This is a genomic window from Anaerococcus rubeinfantis, from assembly GCF_001487145.1.
Lineage (GTDB): Bacteria > Bacillota > Clostridia > Tissierellales > Peptoniphilaceae > Anaerococcus > Anaerococcus rubeinfantis.
In genome coordinates this window covers 807701-826202 of the sequence record NZ_LN913016.1, presented here as the reverse complement: position 1 = coordinate 826202, position 18502 = coordinate 807701, and the positions used below count along the sequence as shown (strand labels likewise).

Annotated in this window: 26 protein-coding genes; 25 read left to right on the top strand and 1 reads right to left on the bottom strand. The window is 27.0% G+C overall.

Annotated features, from left to right (window positions below; translation table 11 throughout):
• Nucleotides 1-10 precede the first annotated feature (10 nt).
• The 9 genes from BN3265_RS04850 to BN3265_RS04810 all read left to right on the top strand — a co-directional run bounded on the left by BN3265_RS04850 (nt 11) and on the right by BN3265_RS04810 (nt 6530).
• Nucleotides 11-424, top strand: a complete 414-nt coding sequence (locus tag BN3265_RS04850) for a SoxR reducing system RseC family protein (protein WP_058990431.1) — start codon at nt 11-13, stop codon at nt 422-424.
• A gap of 64 nt (nt 425-488) precedes the next feature.
• Nucleotides 489-1805 (top strand): ribosome biogenesis GTPase Der, encoded by a 1317-nt coding sequence (der, locus tag BN3265_RS04845; protein ID WP_058990430.1) that lies wholly within the window; start codon nt 489-491, stop codon nt 1803-1805.
• The gene (gene plsY, locus BN3265_RS04840; RefSeq protein ID WP_058990429.1) at nt 1802-2380 is read left to right on the top strand and encodes a glycerol-3-phosphate 1-O-acyltransferase PlsY; all 579 of its coding nucleotides are present in this window, start codon (nt 1802-1804) and stop codon (nt 2378-2380) included. The genes der and plsY overlap by 4 nt, the downstream gene beginning before the upstream one ends.
• A gap of 9 nt (nt 2381-2389) precedes the next feature.
• Complete coding sequence (locus BN3265_RS04835) at nt 2390-3370, top strand: NAD(P)H-dependent glycerol-3-phosphate dehydrogenase (RefSeq protein ID WP_058990428.1); 981 nt, start codon at nt 2390-2392, stop codon at nt 3368-3370.
• A gap of 11 nt (nt 3371-3381) precedes the next feature.
• Nucleotides 3382-4056 (top strand): YggS family pyridoxal phosphate-dependent enzyme, encoded by a 675-nt coding sequence (locus BN3265_RS04830; protein ID WP_058990427.1) that lies wholly within the window; start codon nt 3382-3384, stop codon nt 4054-4056.
• Complete coding sequence (locus BN3265_RS04825; RefSeq protein WP_058990426.1) at nt 4046-4621, top strand: cell division protein SepF; 576 nt, start codon at nt 4046-4048, stop codon at nt 4619-4621. The genes BN3265_RS04830 and BN3265_RS04825 overlap by 11 nt, the downstream gene beginning before the upstream one ends.
• A gap of 16 nt (nt 4622-4637) precedes the next feature.
• Nucleotides 4638-5405 (top strand): YlmH/Sll1252 family protein, encoded by a 768-nt coding sequence (locus tag BN3265_RS04820; protein WP_058990425.1) that lies wholly within the window; start codon nt 4638-4640, stop codon nt 5403-5405.
• Nucleotides 5402-5869, top strand: a complete 468-nt coding sequence (lspA, locus tag BN3265_RS04815; RefSeq protein ID WP_058990424.1) for a signal peptidase II — start codon at nt 5402-5404, stop codon at nt 5867-5869. The genes BN3265_RS04820 and lspA overlap by 4 nt, the downstream gene beginning before the upstream one ends.
• The gene (locus BN3265_RS04810) at nt 5847-6530 is read left to right on the top strand and encodes a uracil-DNA glycosylase (protein WP_058990423.1); all 684 of its coding nucleotides are present in this window, start codon (nt 5847-5849) and stop codon (nt 6528-6530) included. Before lspA ends, BN3265_RS04810 begins: the two co-directional genes overlap by 23 nt.
• Here BN3265_RS04810 and BN3265_RS04805 read toward each other — a convergent pair.
• On the bottom strand, nt 6525-7442 hold the full coding sequence (locus BN3265_RS04805; RefSeq protein ID WP_058990422.1) for a ribonuclease H-like domain-containing protein: 918 nt from the start codon (nt 7440-7442) through the stop codon (nt 6525-6527). The two genes, BN3265_RS04810 and BN3265_RS04805, sit on opposite strands and share 6 nt — an antisense overlap.
• A 73-nt stretch (nt 7443-7515) precedes the next feature.
• Between BN3265_RS04805 and BN3265_RS04800 the strand changes: the two genes are divergently transcribed.
• The 16 genes from BN3265_RS04800 (at nt 7516) to BN3265_RS04725 (ending at nt 18501) form a co-directional block, all read left to right on the top strand.
• Nucleotides 7516-8634, top strand: a complete 1119-nt coding sequence (locus BN3265_RS04800; RefSeq protein WP_058990421.1) for a cysteine desulfurase family protein — start codon at nt 7516-7518, stop codon at nt 8632-8634.
• Nucleotides 8634-9800: a tRNA uracil 4-sulfurtransferase ThiI gene (thiI, locus tag BN3265_RS04795; RefSeq protein WP_058990420.1), complete on the top strand. Its 1167-nt coding sequence runs from the start codon at nt 8634-8636 to the stop codon at nt 9798-9800. The genes BN3265_RS04800 and thiI overlap by 1 nt, the downstream gene beginning before the upstream one ends.
• A 99-nt stretch (nt 9801-9899) precedes the next feature.
• Nucleotides 9900-10211 (top strand): 50S ribosomal protein L21, encoded by a 312-nt coding sequence (gene rplU, locus BN3265_RS04790; protein ID WP_058990419.1) that lies wholly within the window; start codon nt 9900-9902, stop codon nt 10209-10211.
• Nucleotides 10211-10522 (top strand): ribosomal-processing cysteine protease Prp, encoded by a 312-nt coding sequence (locus BN3265_RS04785; RefSeq protein WP_058990418.1) that lies wholly within the window; start codon nt 10211-10213, stop codon nt 10520-10522. Before rplU ends, BN3265_RS04785 begins: the two co-directional genes overlap by 1 nt.
• A gap of 1 nt (nt 10523) precedes the next feature.
• The gene (gene rpmA, locus BN3265_RS04780) at nt 10524-10817 is read left to right on the top strand and encodes a 50S ribosomal protein L27 (RefSeq protein WP_058990417.1); all 294 of its coding nucleotides are present in this window, start codon (nt 10524-10526) and stop codon (nt 10815-10817) included.
• Between the two features lie 53 nt (nt 10818-10870).
• Nucleotides 10871-12154 (top strand): GTPase ObgE, encoded by a 1284-nt coding sequence (gene obgE / locus BN3265_RS04775; RefSeq protein WP_058990416.1) that lies wholly within the window; start codon nt 10871-10873, stop codon nt 12152-12154.
• Nucleotides 12155-12162: 8 nt separating this feature from the next.
• Complete coding sequence (gene yhbY / locus BN3265_RS04770) at nt 12163-12450, top strand: ribosome assembly RNA-binding protein YhbY (RefSeq protein ID WP_049691028.1); 288 nt, start codon at nt 12163-12165, stop codon at nt 12448-12450.
• Nucleotides 12450-13043 carry a nicotinate (nicotinamide) nucleotide adenylyltransferase gene (gene nadD, locus BN3265_RS04765; protein ID WP_058990415.1) on the top strand — a complete coding sequence of 198 codons (594 nt, stop codon included), beginning with the start codon at nt 12450-12452 and terminating at the stop codon, nt 13041-13043. Before yhbY ends, nadD begins: the two co-directional genes overlap by 1 nt.
• Nucleotides 13036-13596, top strand: coding sequence for a bis(5'-nucleosyl)-tetraphosphatase (symmetrical) YqeK (gene yqeK, locus BN3265_RS04760; protein ID WP_058990414.1), 561 nt, complete (start codon nt 13036-13038; stop codon nt 13594-13596). Before nadD ends, yqeK begins: the two co-directional genes overlap by 8 nt.
• Complete coding sequence (gene rsfS, locus BN3265_RS04755; RefSeq protein ID WP_058990413.1) at nt 13589-13900, top strand: ribosome silencing factor; 312 nt, start codon at nt 13589-13591, stop codon at nt 13898-13900. The genes yqeK and rsfS overlap by 8 nt, the downstream gene beginning before the upstream one ends.
• 23 nt (nt 13901-13923) lie before the next feature.
• Nucleotides 13924-14559, top strand: coding sequence for a helix-hairpin-helix domain-containing protein (locus BN3265_RS04750; RefSeq protein ID WP_058990412.1), 636 nt, complete (start codon nt 13924-13926; stop codon nt 14557-14559).
• Nucleotides 14560-14568: 9 nt separating this feature from the next.
• Entirely contained in the window at nt 14569-14973 is a 405-nt protein-coding gene (locus BN3265_RS04745) for an RrF2 family transcriptional regulator (protein WP_058990411.1), read from the top strand.
• Between the two features lie 13 nt (nt 14974-14986).
• On the top strand, nt 14987-17599 hold the full coding sequence (gene alaS / locus BN3265_RS04740) for an alanine--tRNA ligase (protein WP_058990410.1): 2613 nt from the start codon (nt 14987-14989) through the stop codon (nt 17597-17599).
• A 9-nt stretch (nt 17600-17608) separates the two neighbouring features.
• Nucleotides 17609-17866, top strand: a complete 258-nt coding sequence (locus BN3265_RS04735) for an IreB family regulatory phosphoprotein (RefSeq protein WP_058990409.1) — start codon at nt 17609-17611, stop codon at nt 17864-17866.
• On the top strand, nt 17859-18278 hold the full coding sequence (gene ruvX, locus BN3265_RS04730; protein WP_058990408.1) for a Holliday junction resolvase RuvX: 420 nt from the start codon (nt 17859-17861) through the stop codon (nt 18276-18278). Before BN3265_RS04735 ends, ruvX begins: the two co-directional genes overlap by 8 nt.
• Nucleotides 18271-18501 (top strand): DUF1292 domain-containing protein, encoded by a 231-nt coding sequence (locus BN3265_RS04725; protein WP_058990407.1) that lies wholly within the window; start codon nt 18271-18273, stop codon nt 18499-18501. Before ruvX ends, BN3265_RS04725 begins: the two co-directional genes overlap by 8 nt.
• Nucleotide 18502 lies beyond the last annotated feature (1 nt).

The following is an 18502-nucleotide window of genomic DNA, read 5'->3' as shown; positions in this document are numbered from 1 at the left end:
GGGAGGATTCATGCAAACTATTAGTAAAAAAGGAATAGTTGTAGAAAATTTAAATGGTAATGTTAAAGTAATGATACAAAAAGAATCAGGATGTGGTTCTTGTTCTTCATGTGGTGGTTGTGAAATAAAACCATCATATTATACTACATTTACCAACGAGAATCTTAATCCTGGAGACTTTGTATATCTAGATTCTGATATAAAAACTGTAAATAAACTGTCTTATTTTACTTATTTGTTCCCAGTTTTTATGATGATTACAGGAGCTATTTTGGCAAATACTGTTTTTAAAGATAAGTTTCTAGATAATAACTTGCTTACTTTTTTATTTATATTTTTATTTTTGGCCCTATCTATATTTGTATTAAGAATAATGGATAAGGGATATGAAAATAAGGATATAATTACAATAAGAAAAGCTTAATATAGATAAGGTTAGCCTTGCTAACTTTATCTATTTATTTATCTTAAATTAAATGGAGAAAAAAATGAACGCACCAATTGTTACACTAGTTGGTAGAACAAATGTAGGAAAATCTACCTTGTTCAATCGACTAGTAGGAAAAAGAAAAGCTATAACTGAAGATATCAATGGAGTTACTAGAGATAGGGTTTATGACAAGGTTGAATGGTTAAATCATGAATTTATTTTAGCTGACACAGGTGGACTTGATATATCAAATAAAGATCTAATGAATGTTGAAATTAAATCACAAGTTGAAAAAGCCTTATTAGAAAGCGATTTGATTTTATTTGTGGTTGATGGAAGAGAAGGAATTAATCCTCACGATTATGAAATAGCTAATGAAATTAGAAAATATAATAAAAAAGTTATAATAGTTGCAAATAAAATTGATGGATCAATAATTCCAGATCATATTTATGATTTTTACCAATTTGGTTTTGACGATTTAATTTCGATTTCAGCAGAAGGATCAAAAAATCTTGGAGATTTATTGGATAAAATAGTTGACTCAATAGATTTTTCAAAATTTGATACAGATTTAGAGGCTACAAGGATTGCAATTATAGGAAAGCCAAACGCTGGAAAATCATCTTTGGTAAATCATTTATTAAATGAAGAAAGAATGATTGTTACAGATATTGCAGGCACTACAAGAGATGCTATAGATTCTTACTGGCAATACAATGGAAATAATTATGTTTTAATTGATACAGCAGGACTTAGAAGAAAAAATAAGGTTAATGATAATATTGAATATTATGCTAATCAAAGAACTTTTGATGCTGTAGATAGCTCTGAAATTTGTTTATTTTTAATAGATGCAAGTGTGGGAGTTACAGAACAAGATACAAAGATTGCAGGATATGCTCACAATAAGAAAAAAGCAATAATAATTGCCGTAAACAAGTGGGATAAGGTTGAAAAAGAAACAAATACTATGAGGAATATGGAAAAAGAAATTAGAAATAAATTATCTTTTGCCCTATATGCTCCAATAATTTTTATATCAGTTTTAAAAGGTCAAAGAATTACAGATCTTTTAAATTTAATTGAAATTGTAAATAGTAACTATCATACAAGAATAAAAACAGGTGTGTTAAATACAATCTTACAAGATGCAATAATGATGACAGCACCTCCTCAAGATAAGGGTAAAAGACTTAAAATTTATTATATTTCCCAAGTTCAAACAGCCCCACCTAAGTTTTTATTACATGTAAATGATAAAGAATTGATGCACTTTTCTTATCAAAGATATTTAGAAAATCAAATTAGACAAAATTATAGCCTTCAAGGCGTACCTTTTACTTTTGAAGTTAAAGAAAGGAAAGAAAAATGAAATTTGTTTTAGTTGCAATTTTTTCATATTTACTTGGATCTATACCTTTCTCTTATATAATAGCAAAAAAATTTTTTAAAAAAGATATAAGGAGTATGGGAAGTGGAAATCCAGGTACTACAAATGTTTTTAGAAATTTTGGAGCTCTTGCAGGATGCTTTTGTTTATTTTTAGACATGGCAAAAGGATTTGTTGCAGTATATTTTTCTACTTTTTTATTAGGTGAAAAATTTGGATTAATTGCTTTTGTTTCTGTAGTTTTGGGACATGTATTTTCAATATTTTTAAAATTCAAAGGTGGAAAAGGGGTGGCAACATCAGCTGGAGCTTTGATAGCTTACAATATTAGTATATTTTTGTGCTTACTTCTTGTATTTTTGATAATATTTTTATTAACAAGAACAGTTTCAAAAGCATCATTAACCGCAAGCTTACTAGCTCCCTTTATTTCTTATTATTTCCAAGGTTTTAGCCCTTTCACAATAATAATATCATTAGTTGCCCTTACTATTATAATTGAGCATAGGGCAAATATAGTTAGGATAATAAACCATCAAGAAAAGAAAATGTTTTAAAGGAGTAATATGAAAATTTCAATAATAGGTGCAGGAAGCTGGGCAAGTGCTATTGCAGATTTCCTGTCAAAAGATAATGAAGTTTTAATGTATGCTAGAAATATTGAAGATGTAAATAATATAAATAATTTACACATTAACAAAAAATATTTCGAGGATATAAAATTAAGTGAGAATATAAAAGCAACAAATAATTTAAATGAATTATTAGAAAATAAAATTATTATAAATGCTATTCCTACTCAAAATATTAGAGAAGTATTAAGTAAAATTAAAGATGGTCTTGATGGAAAAATATTAATTAATTTGTCAAAGGGAATAGAAATTTCAACTTTAAAAAGAGTTTCTGAGATAGTTTATGAACTTAATCAAAATTGCACTTATGCTATTTTAACTGGACCAAGCCATGCAGAAGAAGTTATTAGAAAAATGCCAACTGCTTTAGTTTGTGCTTGTAAGAATGAAAAAATTGCTATAAAAATTCAAGACTTATTTACAAAAGATTATTTGAGAGTATATACTTCAACTGATGTTGTTGGAGCTGAACTTGGGGGAGCTGTTAAAAATGTTCTAGCCTTTGGAATTGGTATGGTAACAGGTCTAGGATTTGGAGATAATACCAAGGCTGCAATAATGACTAGAGGAATTTATGAAATGAATAAATTTGCTATAAGCCAGGGAGCTGATAGGAAAACTATAAGTGGTCTTTGTGGAATAGGGGATTTGATTGTTACAGCAACAAGTATGCACTCAAGAAATAATAGGTGTGGAATATTGTTTGGTAAGGGATATTCTTTGGATGAGGCTTGTAGAGAAGTTAAAACTGTTGTAGAAGGAATACCAACTACAAAGGCTCTTTATAAATTATCAAAAAAAGAAAACATTGAACTACCTATTACAAATGAAATATATAAGGTTATTTTTGAAGACAAAAATCCTAGAGATTCTGTAGAAGTTTTGATGAATAGGGACAAAAAAAGTGAATATTGATTGGATGTGCTATGAATATAAAAGAAAATATAGATGATTTAAAAAAAGATTTAGAAAATTACGACGCTATGCTTTTGGCTGTTACAAAAACTCATGGAATAGATAAAATTATGGAAGTTTATGATTACGGCCTAAGAGATTTTGGAGAAAATAAGGTACAAGAATTAATAGAAAAAAAAGAAAGGATGCCAGATGATATAAATTGGCATTTAATCGGGCACTTACAAACTAACAAGGTAAATAAAATTGTTGGAGAAGTTTGTTTAATTCATTCTGTTGATTCATTAAAAATTTTAAATAAAATTAATAACAGAGCCAAATCTTTGTCAATTGTTCAAGATTGCTTGATTCAAATTAATGTATCAAAAGAAGAAAGTAAGTCAGGTTTTTATGTTGATGAAATCGATAATTTAATAAAAGAAGCTAGTAAATTGGAAAATATAAAAATTAAAGGGTTAATGACTATGGCACCTAATACAGAGGATGAAACTCTTATTAGAAATTGCTTTAGAGAGCTTAAAAAAATATTCGATAATTTATCCAATTTAAGTTATAATAATATTGAAATGAAATATCTTTCAATGGGGATGACTCATGATTATAAAATTGCCCTTGAAGAAGGAGCAAATATAATTAGAGTAGGATCAAAAATATTTGGTAAAAGGATGTACAAAAATGTTAGATAAATTTAAAGAATTTATAGGAATTGACGATGATTATGATGAATATGATGAAGAAATTGATGATGAAAAAGAAGTAGAAAAAGCTAGTGATATTACAGAGAAAACTTATAGTCCTAGTTCCACCTATGATTTTAATAGCTCAGTAAGTAAGGATGAAGAAAGATCAACCACTTACTCATCATTTTCAAATGATTATTCTTCTAATAACAAAAGTAGAAAAATTAGGGGAGGAGACAATATAGTAAGTATGAATTCAAATAATAGAAGTTTTGGTCAAAGCTCAGCTAGTTCTTTTAGAATTTCTATTCAAGAACCATTAAGCTATGATGAAGATGGCCCAAAAATTGTTGATGATATCTTAGATAAAAAAGTTGTAGTTTTAAATCTTGAAATGTTAGAAGTTGATAAGAAAAGACAAATTTTAGACTTCGTATCAGGCGCTGTTTATGCTCTAGAAGGAACAGTTGAGAAAGTATCAAAAGGTATTTTTGTAATTTGTCCTAAGGGAGTAGATATAGACAATTATGTAGAAGATCAAATTTCAAGTGGAAATTATAACCAATTGTAAATTTTAAAAATCTTTTATGAAATTAGAATATAATATAGATTTTGTTGAAGATAAGTCTGTAAAGGCAAATATAAAAAAAGCTATCTCTTTATTAGAAAAATCATTTTATACAAGAAAAGAAGTTTCAAGTTTTTTTCTAAACCCATTTGAACTTTCAGTATTAAATGATATAGCAAAAATTAATAATATAGAGATAGTTTTTTTGTCATGCAATAAAGAAAGTGAAAGAAATATATTCGTAGCAAATCCATATTCAAATGAAATTGATTCTAAAGACTATATTAGTGTTTTAGAATTTAAACAAAATAATATTACTCATCCTGATGTTCTTGGAGCTCTTTTAAATTTAGGACTTGAGAGAAATGATATAGGGGATATTTACATTGGGAATGGGCTTTGTGAATTTGTAGTTTTAAATAAAGATAAGGACTTTGTAAAATTTAATTTGACCAAAATTAAAAAAGAAAGAGTAAGTCTTGATTTTAAAAAAGATAATATTTTATCTAAAAATAAAATAGAATATATTGAAAAAAGAGGCTTTATTTCTTCTTTAAGACTTGATAATATAGTTAGTGAATTTGTAAATCTTTCAAGATCAAAAGCTAAAACTTTAATAAAAAGACGCTTAGTTAAGGTGAATTTTCAAATAATAGATAATCCATCAAAAATTATTGAAGAAAATTCACTCATATCTATTAGAAAAGAAGGAAGATTTATATTTGACAAAGTTATAGGAAAAAGCAAAAAAGATAATTACCATATAGAATATAGGAAGTATAAATGATTTACACAATTTTAATAATGGCTGGAATAATACTAGATAGACTTAGCAAAGCCTATGCAATTTCCCATTTTATAGAAAATCCTATTTTTACAAATTTTATAAATTTAATTTATGTAGAAAATAGGGGAGCTGCTTTTGGGATTTTACAAAATAAAAGAATATTTTTTCTTATTTTAACCATAGCCGTAGTTTTTTATTTGTTGTATTATTTCATTAGAAATTTAAAAAGCAACCCTAAACTATTAAATATAGCCTTATCACTCATAGTTTCTGGTGCATTGGGAAATTTCTATGACAGATTATTTCATGGATTTGTTGTAGATTTTATAGAATTTTCATTTTTTAATTTTCCAGTTTTTAATATAGCAGACATACTAGTTACTACCGGATCAATCTTATTAATTATTTTTATAGGATTTGGAAAAATGGATGGAGAAAAAAATGACAGTTCAAATAGGAAATGATTGGGATGAGATTTTAAAAGACGAATGGAAAAAAGATTATTATTTAAATTTAAGAAAAAATCTAATCCATGAATATAAAAATCATACAATTTATCCAAGCATGTATGATATTTTTAATGCACTAAAAAAAGTTCCTTATAAAGACGTGAAAGTTGTGATTTTGGGTCAAGATCCTTACCACGGTCAAGGTCAAGCTCATGGTTTTTCTTTTTCTGTTCAAAAAGGAGTAAAAACTCCTCCGTCCTTATTAAATATTTATAAAGAATTGCACGATGATTTAGGATTATATATTCCAAACAATGGAAATTTAATAAAATGGGCTGACCAAGGAGTTTTATTATTAAATTCAACTTTAACAGTTAGAGCCCATCAAGCAAATTCCCACAAGGATATTGGTTGGTCTATTTTAACTGACAATATTATTAAACTTTTAAATGATAGAGAAAAGCCTATAGTTTTTCTTCTTTGGGGGAAATTTGCCCAATCAAAAGAAATTTTGATTACAAATAAGAGACATTTAATAATTAAAAGTGCTCACCCATCACCATTTGCAGCTCACAGAGGATTTTTTGGTTCAAAACCATTTTCAAAAACTAATGATTTTTTAATAAAAAACAATATGAGTCCAATTGATTGGCAAATAGAAAACCTAGACTTATAAATCTAGGTTTTTTTCTATTAAAAATTTCATGATATTTAAAATATTTTCACAAGAATATATTCCATCTTCCATAATTGATATAAGATTTTTGTTTATTTTATATTTGCCCTTATTTTCAAGATTAAAATTATTTATAGTAACAAAACCTGAAGAATTTTTTGACAATTTCCCATATAAAACCATTATCTTAAGTTTGATAAGCTTATCTTTTATTAAAAAAGAATAATTTTCTCCTTGAAATAATGAACTTTTTAAATTCTTATTAGAAAAAAATTCAAAATGACCAATATCTTTATCGATATAAGCACTGTCTAAGTGAATTTTATAATCACTAATTTCAAATGAAAGTTTGTCGTTTATCAAGTCATCAAGATTTGAAATAGCCTCTGTCGCAATCAAATCATTTTTATTATGAATCAAAATAGGCCAGGGATTATTTCTATTTTTAAATTTTTCACTAAGCTTACTTATAACCTTGTATCTTGATGGATCGTTTCTTTCAATTCCAACAATTTTTTCAATATCACTAAGCTTCATTGATTCAAATTTAATTAATTTACTTTTAGATTTAATAAATTTATATAAGTCTATATTTTCTGGAAAAACTGGATCTAATTTATTTTCAATTAGCCTAATATTTAAAAATGGAAGATCGAAGATTTCTCCATTGTAGGTAATTAATTTTTTATCTTTTATTTTTTCTTTATAAATTTGTAGCAATCTATTTTCTTCTTCGTCGTTTTTTGAAAAATATTGGTCTATAAAGAATTTATTTTTTTCATAATTAAAATATATTAGTCCTAAAACTACAAGCTTATCTCTTTTTGGATCAAGTCCTGTAGTTTCAATATCTAAAATACATTCATCTTTTTTTAAATTTTTCCCATAAAAAGGGTATCTAACACATAACATAATTTTACTATACCTTATATTTGCTTTATTTTCCCTATAATAATATAATAAATAAGTTAAAGGATGTGATAAAATGATATACTTAGACAATGCAGCTACTACTAGAATGTATGATGAAGTTATAGACATAGAAAAAGATTTTGAAAAAAAATATTTTGCAAATCCATCAGCCCTACATAGTTTTGGAATGGATGTTGAAAATAAAGTAAAAGAAGCAAGAAAAATAATTGCAAATTATATAAACTCAAATGAAAATGAAACTTATTTTACAAAGGGAGCAACTGAATCAAATAATATAATAATAAACTCCCTTGCAAGTGAAAAAAATACTGCTATTACCACAAAATTGGAACATTCATCTGTAATTGATGCTTTTGATAATTCATCTTTCAAAGAAGTTAAATTAATTTCAAATGATAATCAAGGATTTATAGATTTTGATTCTTTAGAAAGCTTGATAGATAAAGATACTAGGCTTGTTTCAATTATTTATGTCCAAAATGAGATTGGAAGTATCCAAGATATAAGAAAAATTTCAGATATTATTAAAAGAAAAAATAAAGAAATTTTATTTCACATAGATGCGACTCAAGCTTTGGGGAAAATTTCTTGTGATGTGAAAAAATTAGGTGTAGATGCCATGAGTTTTTCATCTCACAAAGTTCATGGACCAAAAGGAATAGGTGGCTTATATATAAAAAATTCTTTTAAAAGTAAAATAAAGCCTGTATTATTTGGAGGAAGACAAGAAATTTTCTCATCTGGAACTACTAATGCTCCAGCAATTTATAGCTTTGCAAAGGCTCTAGAATTATCAAATAAAAAAGAAGATTTTTCCTATATAAAAGACTTAAATACTTATTTAAGAGAAAAAATTGAAAATACAATTTCAGATATTCATATAAATTCAGCCGATGAAAATTCTAGTCCCTATATTTTAAATATTGCTTTTAAAAATATAAAATCAGAGGTTTTGCTTCATATGCTAGAGTCAGATGATATTTTTGTAGCAAGTGGTTCAGCTTGTTCAAAAGGAAATAATAGTAGAATTTTATCTGCCATAAATTTGGATGAAAAATATATGGATGGAGCTATAAGATTTTCATTTTCACATGATATTAGTAAAAAAGATTTAGACCTTGTAGTAGAGAAATTAAACCAATACGTAGAAGAAATAAGAAAGGTGTTTTAATGGAAGATTTACTATCAGTAAGTTTTGGAGAGTTATTTTTAAAAGGAAAAAATAGAAATAAATTTTTCAAAGCAGCAATCGACAATATAAAAAGAAATATAGAAGATATTGGCTATGAAGATATGTATCTTGAAAGCTCAAAGTTATATATAAAAGCCAATAAAAATGACTTTGAAAATCTAATAAAAGAAATAAAAAAAGTTTTTGGCATAATTTATATTTCAGAAATTAAAAGATGTGAGAAAAATAAGGAATCCATAGAAAATGCTCTAAAAGAAATTTTAGATAATATGGACATTAAAAATAAAACTTTTAAAGTTATAACAAATAGGGTTGATAAGTCCTTTGAAGTAAAATCTCCAGAATTTTCACAAATGATGGGTGGATTTATTTTAAAAAACTATGCAAAGGATAATAATTTAAAAGTTGATGTTCACAATCCGGATTTTAAAGTATTTATCGATATCAAAAAATATGCCTATGTTTATGCAAATAGGCACGAAGGAATAGGTGGACTACCAATAGGATTAAGTGGAAACGGACTTTTATTGCTTTCAGGAGGAATTGATTCTCCGGTTGCAGGATTTATGATGGCAAAAAGAGGTATGAAAATTGATTGTCTACATTTTCACTCCTATCCATTTACTTCAAAAAGAGCCTTACAGAAAGCATTAGATTTAGGAAAAATCCTATCCCAATATACTGGAAAAATGAGGATTTATTCTGTCAATATGGCAGAAATTTATAAGGCTATAAATAAAAATTGTAGAAGAAATCAAACTACAATTTTATCTAGAAGATTTATGATGAGAATCGGTGAAAAAATTTCAGCTAAAAATAATTATAATGCTTTAATTACAGGAGAAAGTTTGGGACAAGTTGCAAGTCAAACTGTTGAGTCTATGACAGTAATTGAAGATGCAACAAATCTTCCTATATTTAAACCCCTACTTGCACTTGATAAAACAGAAATAATTGATAGGGCATTATTTATTGGATCATATGAAAAAAGCATAGAACCATTTGATGATTGTTGTTCAATTTTTGCTCCATCAAATCCAATTACAAAACCAAAACTAAAATATATAAAAGAAAGTGAAAGTAAATTGGATATAGAAGAGCTTGAAAATCATGCTATTGAAAATATGGAAATATTTGATATATAAGTTGACAAAACTTGTATTTATTGGTAATATATTAAGGTAAACCGCTCAGTATGGGTACTGATCACCTTGACTGGCGAGAATCTAAATAGGAGGTGTACTATGTACGCTATAATTAAGACAGGTGGAAAACAATATAAAGTATCAGAAGGCGATCTTGTTAGAGTAGAAAAACTTAATGCAGAAATAGGAGATAGTGTAAGCTTTGAAGATGTACTATTAGTTAAAAATGATAGTGATTTAAAAGTTGGAACTCCAACAGTTGAAAATGCAAAAGTTGAAGCAACTGTAAAAGATCAAGCTAAAGACAAAAAAATAGTTGTGTTTAAATATAGACCTAAAAAAGCATCAAAAACTAAAAAAGGTCATAGACAACCATATACTTTAGTTGAAATTAACAATATTTCTTGTTAATGATTGATGTTACTTTATTTATAAAAAACGAAGAAAGATTAGGGTTTGCAATACAAGGACATGCAAATTTTGATCAGCATGGATATGATATAGTTTGTGCTGCAGTATCAATTTTGTCATACACAGCAGTAAATACCTTAGATTATTATGAAGTAGAATTTGATTTTTTTGATGATGATAATGAAATGAAAATTTCACTTAAAAATCCTAATGAAAAATCAGAAATTATTTTAAATGATTTTGAAATAGGTATAAAAACTTTACTCACAAATTATAATGAATATGTTAATTTAAATTATAGGGAGGTTTAGGATGTTTTTAAACATAAACTTACAAAGATTTTCTAGTAAAAAAGGAGTATCTTCTTCAAAAAACGGTAGAGACTCTAATGCTAAAAGACTTGGCGTTAAAAGAGCCGATGGACAAACAGTAAATGCTGGTACCATTATCGTTAGACAAAGAGGAACAAAAATTCACCCAGGCGAGAATGTAAAAAAGGGTGGAGATGATACACTTTTTGCATCATGCAGTGGTGTAGTTAAATTTGAAAGAAAAGGAAAAAATAGAAAACAAGTTTCTGTATATCCAAAGCAAGACATTGCTTAATAGAAAACCAGCTTGCCCACGGGCAAGCTTTTTTTGTAAAAAGGAAATTTACAATGATAGATTATGCAAAAATTGAACTTCAAGCCGGAAAAGGTGGAGATGGTGCAGTAGCCTTTCGTAGAGAAAAATACGAACCTACAGGTGGACCTGCCGGTGGAGATGGTGGAGATGGAGCAAGCGTATATATAAAAGCAACAAATTCCCTATCAACCCTTGAAGAATATAAATATAAAACTAAATATAAAGCTCCTAACGGTGAAGATGGAATGGGTAAAAAAAGATTTGGAAAAAAGGGCGAAGACTTATATTTACTTGTCCCAGTTGGAACTGTTATTAGAGAAAATACAAGTGGAAAAATTATAAAAGATTTGAAAAAAAACGGTGAAGAGTTTCTAATAGCAAAAGGTGGAAAGGGTGGAAAAGGTAATGTTCATTACAAATCTTCCACAAGACAAGCGCCAAGATTTGCTCAAAAAGGAAAAGAAGGCCAAAAAATCGAAGTAAGTTTAGAACTTAAAATTTTGGCTGATGTAGGCTTAGTTGGTTTACCTAATGTAGGAAAATCCACATTGATATCTGTAATTTCAAAAGCAAAACCAAAAATTGCAAATTATCATTTTACAACCCTTGATCCAAATTTAGGTGTAGTAAAAATTGATAAGGAAAGATCATTTATAGTTGCAGATATACCAGGCTTAATTGAAGGTGCAAATGAAGGCTTAGGTCTAGGACATGACTTTTTAAAACATGTTCAAAGATGTAAAATTCTTGTTCATTTGGTAGATATTTCAGGATTTGAAGGAAGAGATCCTATAGAAGATTTCGAACTTATAAATAATGAATTAAAATTATTCGATGAGAATCTTTACAACAAATACCAAATTGTTGCCCTTAACAAGTCTGACCTTGATTATAATGAAAATTACAAAAAATTTGAAGAAAAATACTCAGATAAATATAAAATATTTAGAATTTCAGCAGCCACAACTAGTGGAATAAAAGAGTTGATTGATGAAGTTTCAAAAGTTTTATATAATTTTGAAGATGAAAAATACAATCTTGATGAAGAAGTTGATGAAGCTTATCTTGATGAGTTTTATGATATGTCTCTTGCAAGTGATGAACTAAACTTTGAAATAGAAGATGGAATTTATGTTTGCAGTGGCTATAGAATTGATAAGCTTTTAGAAAAAGTAAACTTAGATGATTACGATAGTCGTATGTATTTTGAAAGAAATCTTAGAGAAATGGGAGTTTTAGACAAATTTATTGAAATGGGAATCAAAGAAGGAGATTCTGTAGCTATTGGAGATATAGTCTTTGACTATTATGAATAGGAGAAAATATGATATCAGGAAAACAAAGATCTTATTTAAAATCTTTAGCTCATGATTTAAAACCTATTATAAACATAGGAAAAAATTCACTAACTGATGAAGTTATTGAAGCAATTGATGAAGCTTTAGAAAAAAGAGAATTGATAAAAATAAAAATATTAAATAATAACTTGGACGACAATGATGAAATTGTTGATGAGGTTATAGAAAAACTAAACTGTGAATTTGTTTCTCATTTGGGTAATATTTTTACCATATACAGAGAAAGCAAGAAAAATAAAAAGATAGACTTATAATGAGAATAGGTTTATTTGGTGGTACATTTGATCCAATCCATATAGGACATATGATCATTATGGAAAATGTGATGAATTTTATGAATTTGGATAAAATTTATATACTTCCAAATTCAAATCCACCCCATAAGTTAGAAAATAAAAAAACAAATATAAATTTAAGGTTAAAAATGATAGAAAAATCTATCAAAAATAATCCTAAATTAAGTATTAATGATTATGATTTTAAAGACAATAAAATTCATTATACCTATAAAACCATAAATCATTTTAAAATTACTTATCCTAACGACGAATTTTTCTTTATCATGGGTGAGGACTCATTTATGGATATAGAAAAATGGAAAAACTACCAAGAAATACTTGATAAAAATTTAATTATTTTTAAAAGAGAAAGTGGTAAAAATTCTTCACTCTTATCTAAAATTAATAAGATAAAAAAGTATAATAAAAATATATATTTGATTGATAATTTAGCTTTAGACATTTCATCAACATTAATAAGAAATTTGGTGAAAAATAACAAAAGTATCAGGTATCTTGTAGATGATGATGTTATAAAAATAATTGAAGAGGAGAATTTATATGTTTGATTTTTCAAAATATGAGGATAAGTTAAAAAAAGATATTGGTGAAAAAAGATTTAACCATGTTCTGAGAGTTAAAGACATGGCTCTTAAATTAAATACAAATATAGATATAGAAAAAATTAAAACTGCCGCATTACTTCATGATTGTGCAAAATATAATGAAAAATATTATTTAGAAAAATATAAAAAGTATTGCGAATTTTCAGATGAAGTCATTTATAATAAATCAATCTTACATTCATTTTTAGGACCAATTGTTGCTAAATACGAATATGGTGTAGATGATATTGAAGTTTTAAATGCAATTAAATATCACACAACTGGAAGAGAAAACATGACAGATTTTGAAAAAATAATTTTTCTTGCAGATGCTTGCGAAGAAAAAAGAGATTATGAAGGTGTAAATGAGTTAAGAAAACTTGCTTTTAAGGATTTAGATGCAGCAGTTTTATTTAGTTTAGATGCTACCATAAAGTCCTTAGTTGATCGAAAAATAATTATTTTTCCATTGACAATTAAGGCTAGAAATTATTTATTAAGGAAGAAAAATGGGTAAATTAGATATAATAGTAAAAACTTTAGAAGATAAACAAGCCTATGATATTAAAGTCATTGATCTTGAAAATAAATCATCCGTAGCCGATTATTTTGTACTTGCTACTGGAAATTCAATAAATCAAAACAAGGCTTTAATAGAATATGTTGAAGAAAATCTAGAAAAAGAAGGATTTGATGTTTTATCTGTAGAAGGTTTAAGAGAAGGTAAATGGATTTTGATGGACTGTGGTGATGTAATAGTTCATATATTTTCATCTAATCAAAGGGAATTTTATAATATAGAAGATTTATGGGAGTCATAAATTATCGTTAATTGAGGTATTTTATGGAAACTGATAGAAAAGATAAGCTTATTATAGCTTTGATAATTGGAATTGTTATTGTTTTATCTCATAATTTTGTAAGTAGTAAAAAAAGTGATGAACTTGTATTTGAAAATATAAGTTCATCACTTAATGATCAAAAACAAGCTAAACCTATAAATAATAATGATAACAAAGAAAAAACTGAAAAATCCACTATTAAAAAAGTACATATAAGTGGGCAGATAAATAAACCAGGAGTTTATGAAATAAATGATGATTATAGGTTAGAAGATTTAGTTAATGATGCAGGTGGTCTAACAGAAAATGCTGATTTAAATAAAATTAATTTAGCCTTAAAGCTTGAAGATCAGATGAGGATTATTATCCCTAATATAAATGATAAAGATAATATTGAAAATAATATGACAACTCAATTAATAAGTCCAATAAATGAAAATGATAATAAAAAAGTAAACATAAATACAGCTGACCAAAGTGAGCTTATGACCCTACCTAATATAGGTGAAAAAAGAGCGAACGCTATTATTGAATATAGACAAAAAAATAAATTTAACAAGATTGAAGATATAAAAAATGTATCTGGAATAGGTGATAAATATTTTGAAGCTATGAAAGATATGATTGTAGTAAATTGAGGAGTGGATATGAAATTATCAACTAGGGGTAGGTATGGCCTAAGGGCTATACATTATTTAGCAGAAAATGAAGATAATGGTTATATTTCAGTTTCTGATATTTCAAATGCCTTAAATTTGCCAGAAAATTACTTGGAACAATTAATTAGAATACTCAAAAGAAATAATTTGGTAATATCAGCAAGAGGAGCCAAGGGAGGATATAAACTTTCTAGAAAATCAAACGAAATTACAGTTGGAGATGTATTAAGAGTACTTGAAGGAGAAATGACTTCAAGTGAATGTGTTGCTGATAGAGAAAATTGCAATAACGAGGACTGCGAAGCATATTATGTTTTTGCAAAAATAGATGATGCAATCAATAAAGCAGTCAATTCAATAACTATTAAAGATATGGTTAATGAAAAACTATAAATAGGAGAAATTTATGAGAAAACTTGGAATGAACGAACTTAGAAAAGAATATTTAGACTTTTTTGGATCTAAAAAAAATCATACAGTATTAAAATCATTTTCATTAGTGCCTGAAGATGATGATTCATTACTTTTAATCAATGCTGGAATGGCACCTCTAAAAAAATATTTCACTGGTGAAAAGAAAATGAAAAATAATAGAGCTACATCTTCTCAAAGATGTATAAGAACCGGTGATATTGAAAGAGTTGGTATCACAGAAAGACATGGAACCTATTTTGAAATGCTTGGAAACTTTTCTTTTGGAGATTATTTTAAAAGAGAAGCAATACATTGGGCGTACGAATTTCTAACTGAAAATCTTGAAATTGATAAAGATCTTTTGTGGGTTTCAGTTTACAAAAAAGATGATGAAGCATTTAAAATATGGAATGAAGAAATAGGACTTTCCAAAGATAGAATTTTAAGATTTGGAAAAGAAGATAATTTCTGGGAACTTGAAGTTGGTCCTTGTGGTCCAGACTCAGAAATTTTTGTTGATAGGGGAATAGAAAAAGCAATTGACGAAAATGATAATAAACCTGGAAATGATGATTCAGATAGGTTTATGGAAGTTTGGAACTTAGTTTTTACTCAATTTAATAAAAATATTAATAAAGAATACACTCCTCTTGCTCATCCTAATATAGATACCGGAATGGGACTTGAAAGAATGGCAATGGTACTTCAAAATAAAGATAATATTTTTGAGATTGACGTAAATCAAAATATTATAAAAGAAATTGAAGATTTATCAAATAAAAAATATAAAAAAGATAAAAAAGATGATATTTCAATAAGAGTAATTGCAGATCATTCAAAGGCTATGACTTTTATGGTTTCTGATGGAATTAGACCATCAAATGAAAAAAGAGGTTATGTTCTAAGAAGATTAATAAGAAGAGCATATAGGCATGGTAAACTTTTAGGTATAAAGGGAGAATTTTTATCATCAGTTATTGAATATGTTATAGATTCTTATAAGGTTGAATATGACGAATTGGAAAAAAATAAAGAAAAAATTATTAGTGTTATAGAAAAAGAAGAAGAAAATTTCCAAAAAACAATTGATAGTGGATTGGACATTTTAAATGAATATATAAAAGATTTAAAAGATAAAAATAAAGATACTTTAAATGGAGAAGATGCTTTTAAATTGTATGACACTTATGGATTCCCATTAGACCTTACAAAAGAAATTCTTACAGAAAATAATTTAAAAGTTGATAGAGAAGAATTTGATAAACACATGGAAAATCAAAGGAATTTAGCGAGAAATGCTAGAAAAGCTGATGCTGGTTGGTCACTTGAATCAATAAATGTTGATGAATTTAATGAAACAGAATTTATTGGATATGATAATTTAGAAGTTAATGCAAATATAATTGGACTATTTGACAATAAAGAAAAAGTAAACTTTATAAAAGAAGGTCATAAGGGTATAATTATTAGTGATAAGACTTCTTTTTACGCTGAAGGCGGTGGACAAGTTGCTGATACTGGATATGTAATTACAGATTCAGCTAAAGCAAAAGTTTACAATGTTCAAAAGAAAAAAGATGTAATTATTCATTATGTAGAAGTTATCCAAGGTGAAATATCTAAAAGTTGTGCTTTATTTAAAGTAGACAAGGAAAGAAGATTAGATATAACCAGAAACCATACTGCAACTCATCTTTTAGACCAAGCTCTTAGAAATGTATTAAATAATGATGTTAAACAAGCAGGATCTTTAGTCGATGAAAATAGGCTAAGATTTGATTTTACTTATCCAAATGCATTGACAGATGAAGAAATTAAAAATATTGAAGATGAAATAAATGAAAAAATAAGAGAGCAATTATCAGTAAATAAGAAAATAATGTCTTATAAAGAATCTGAAAAAATTGGAGCTATAGGTTTATTTGAAGATAAATATAAAGATATGGTAAGAGTTGTTTCAATAGCTGATTATTCAAAAGAATTGTGTGGTGGTTGTCATGTCAACAATACATCTGAGGTTTTAATGTTTAAAATAATTCAAGAATCTTCAGCAGCTTCTGGAATAAGAAGAATTGAAGCAATAACAGGTAGAAAAGTTTATGAATATTTAAATAAAAATCTTGGATTAATCAACGTAATTTCAAAAGCTTTAAAAACAAATCCAAGCAATATTTTATCAAGAGCTGAGTCATTAAATGAAGAAATTAAAAATCTTAAATCTGATATTCAAAAATTAAAAGAATTTAATGAAAAAGATATTTACAAAGATATAGAAAACGAAGTAAAAGATGCTAATGGCATAAAAGTACTAGTTCATAAATTCGAAAATGAAGATCTTGATACATTAAGAAATTTTGAAGAAAGAATTAAAGATAAATATAAGGATTTGATAATTTTATTTGCAACTGTACAAAATAATAAAATTATTTTTACAGCTTCTGTTTCTGACTCATTAACTGATAGATATAGTGCAGGTAAAATAGTAAAAGAGGTAAGTAAAATAACTGGTGGAAATGGTGGAGGAAAGAAAAATTTTGCTCAAGCTGGAGGAAAAGATATTTCTAAGCTAGATGAAGCTTTAGAAAAAGTTTATGATTTAATATAAGGAGAAATTATGTCAGAGAAAAACTTCAACGAAACTATGCGTTTTGATCCTCAAGAGGAAAAAAAAGTTGATATAAGGGAAACTATTACTAAAGTTTATGAAGCTTTAGAAGAAAAAGGATACAAACCTACAAATCAAATTATAGGATATCTTATAAGTGGCGACCCTACTTATATTACAGGTCACAAAAACGCGAGAAAACTTATAAGACAGGTTGATAGAGACACAATTCTAGAAGAAATATTAAAATATTATATAAATGAGTAGAATTATGGGAATAGACTTGGGTGATAAAACAATTGGTGTTGCATTAAGCGATCCTTTTTTTATCACCGCCCAAGCCTATGTTACAATTAAAAGAAAAAAAACAAATTTAGACATAAAAAAACTTATAGAAATTATTGATGATAAAGAAGTAAATTTAATAGTTATTGGCCTTCCCAAAAACATGAATAACACCTTAGGTCCTCAAGCCATGAAGGTGATTTCTTTTGTCGATTTATTGAAAAAATCCACTGATATTGAAATTAAGTATCAAGATGAGAGAATGACAACAATTCAATCTGATCAAATCTTAAGTGATATGAACGTTGATAAAAAAAATAGAAAAAAATATATAGATAAGATTGCCGCCTCTTTTATTTTACAAACCTACCTAGATGGGAGAAATAATGGATAAGATAATTTTAACAGATGAAAATAATAAAGAAGTTGAATTTAACATAATAGACACATTCGGAGTAGACGATAAAGACTATGCTGTTTTGGAACCATTAAATGAAGATTTTTTATTAATTTATGAAATTATAAAAAATGATGATACTATAAATTTTAAAACAATAGATAATGATAGAGAATTGGACGAGATAATAAGAATATACGAAAATATGAAAGAAGATTAAC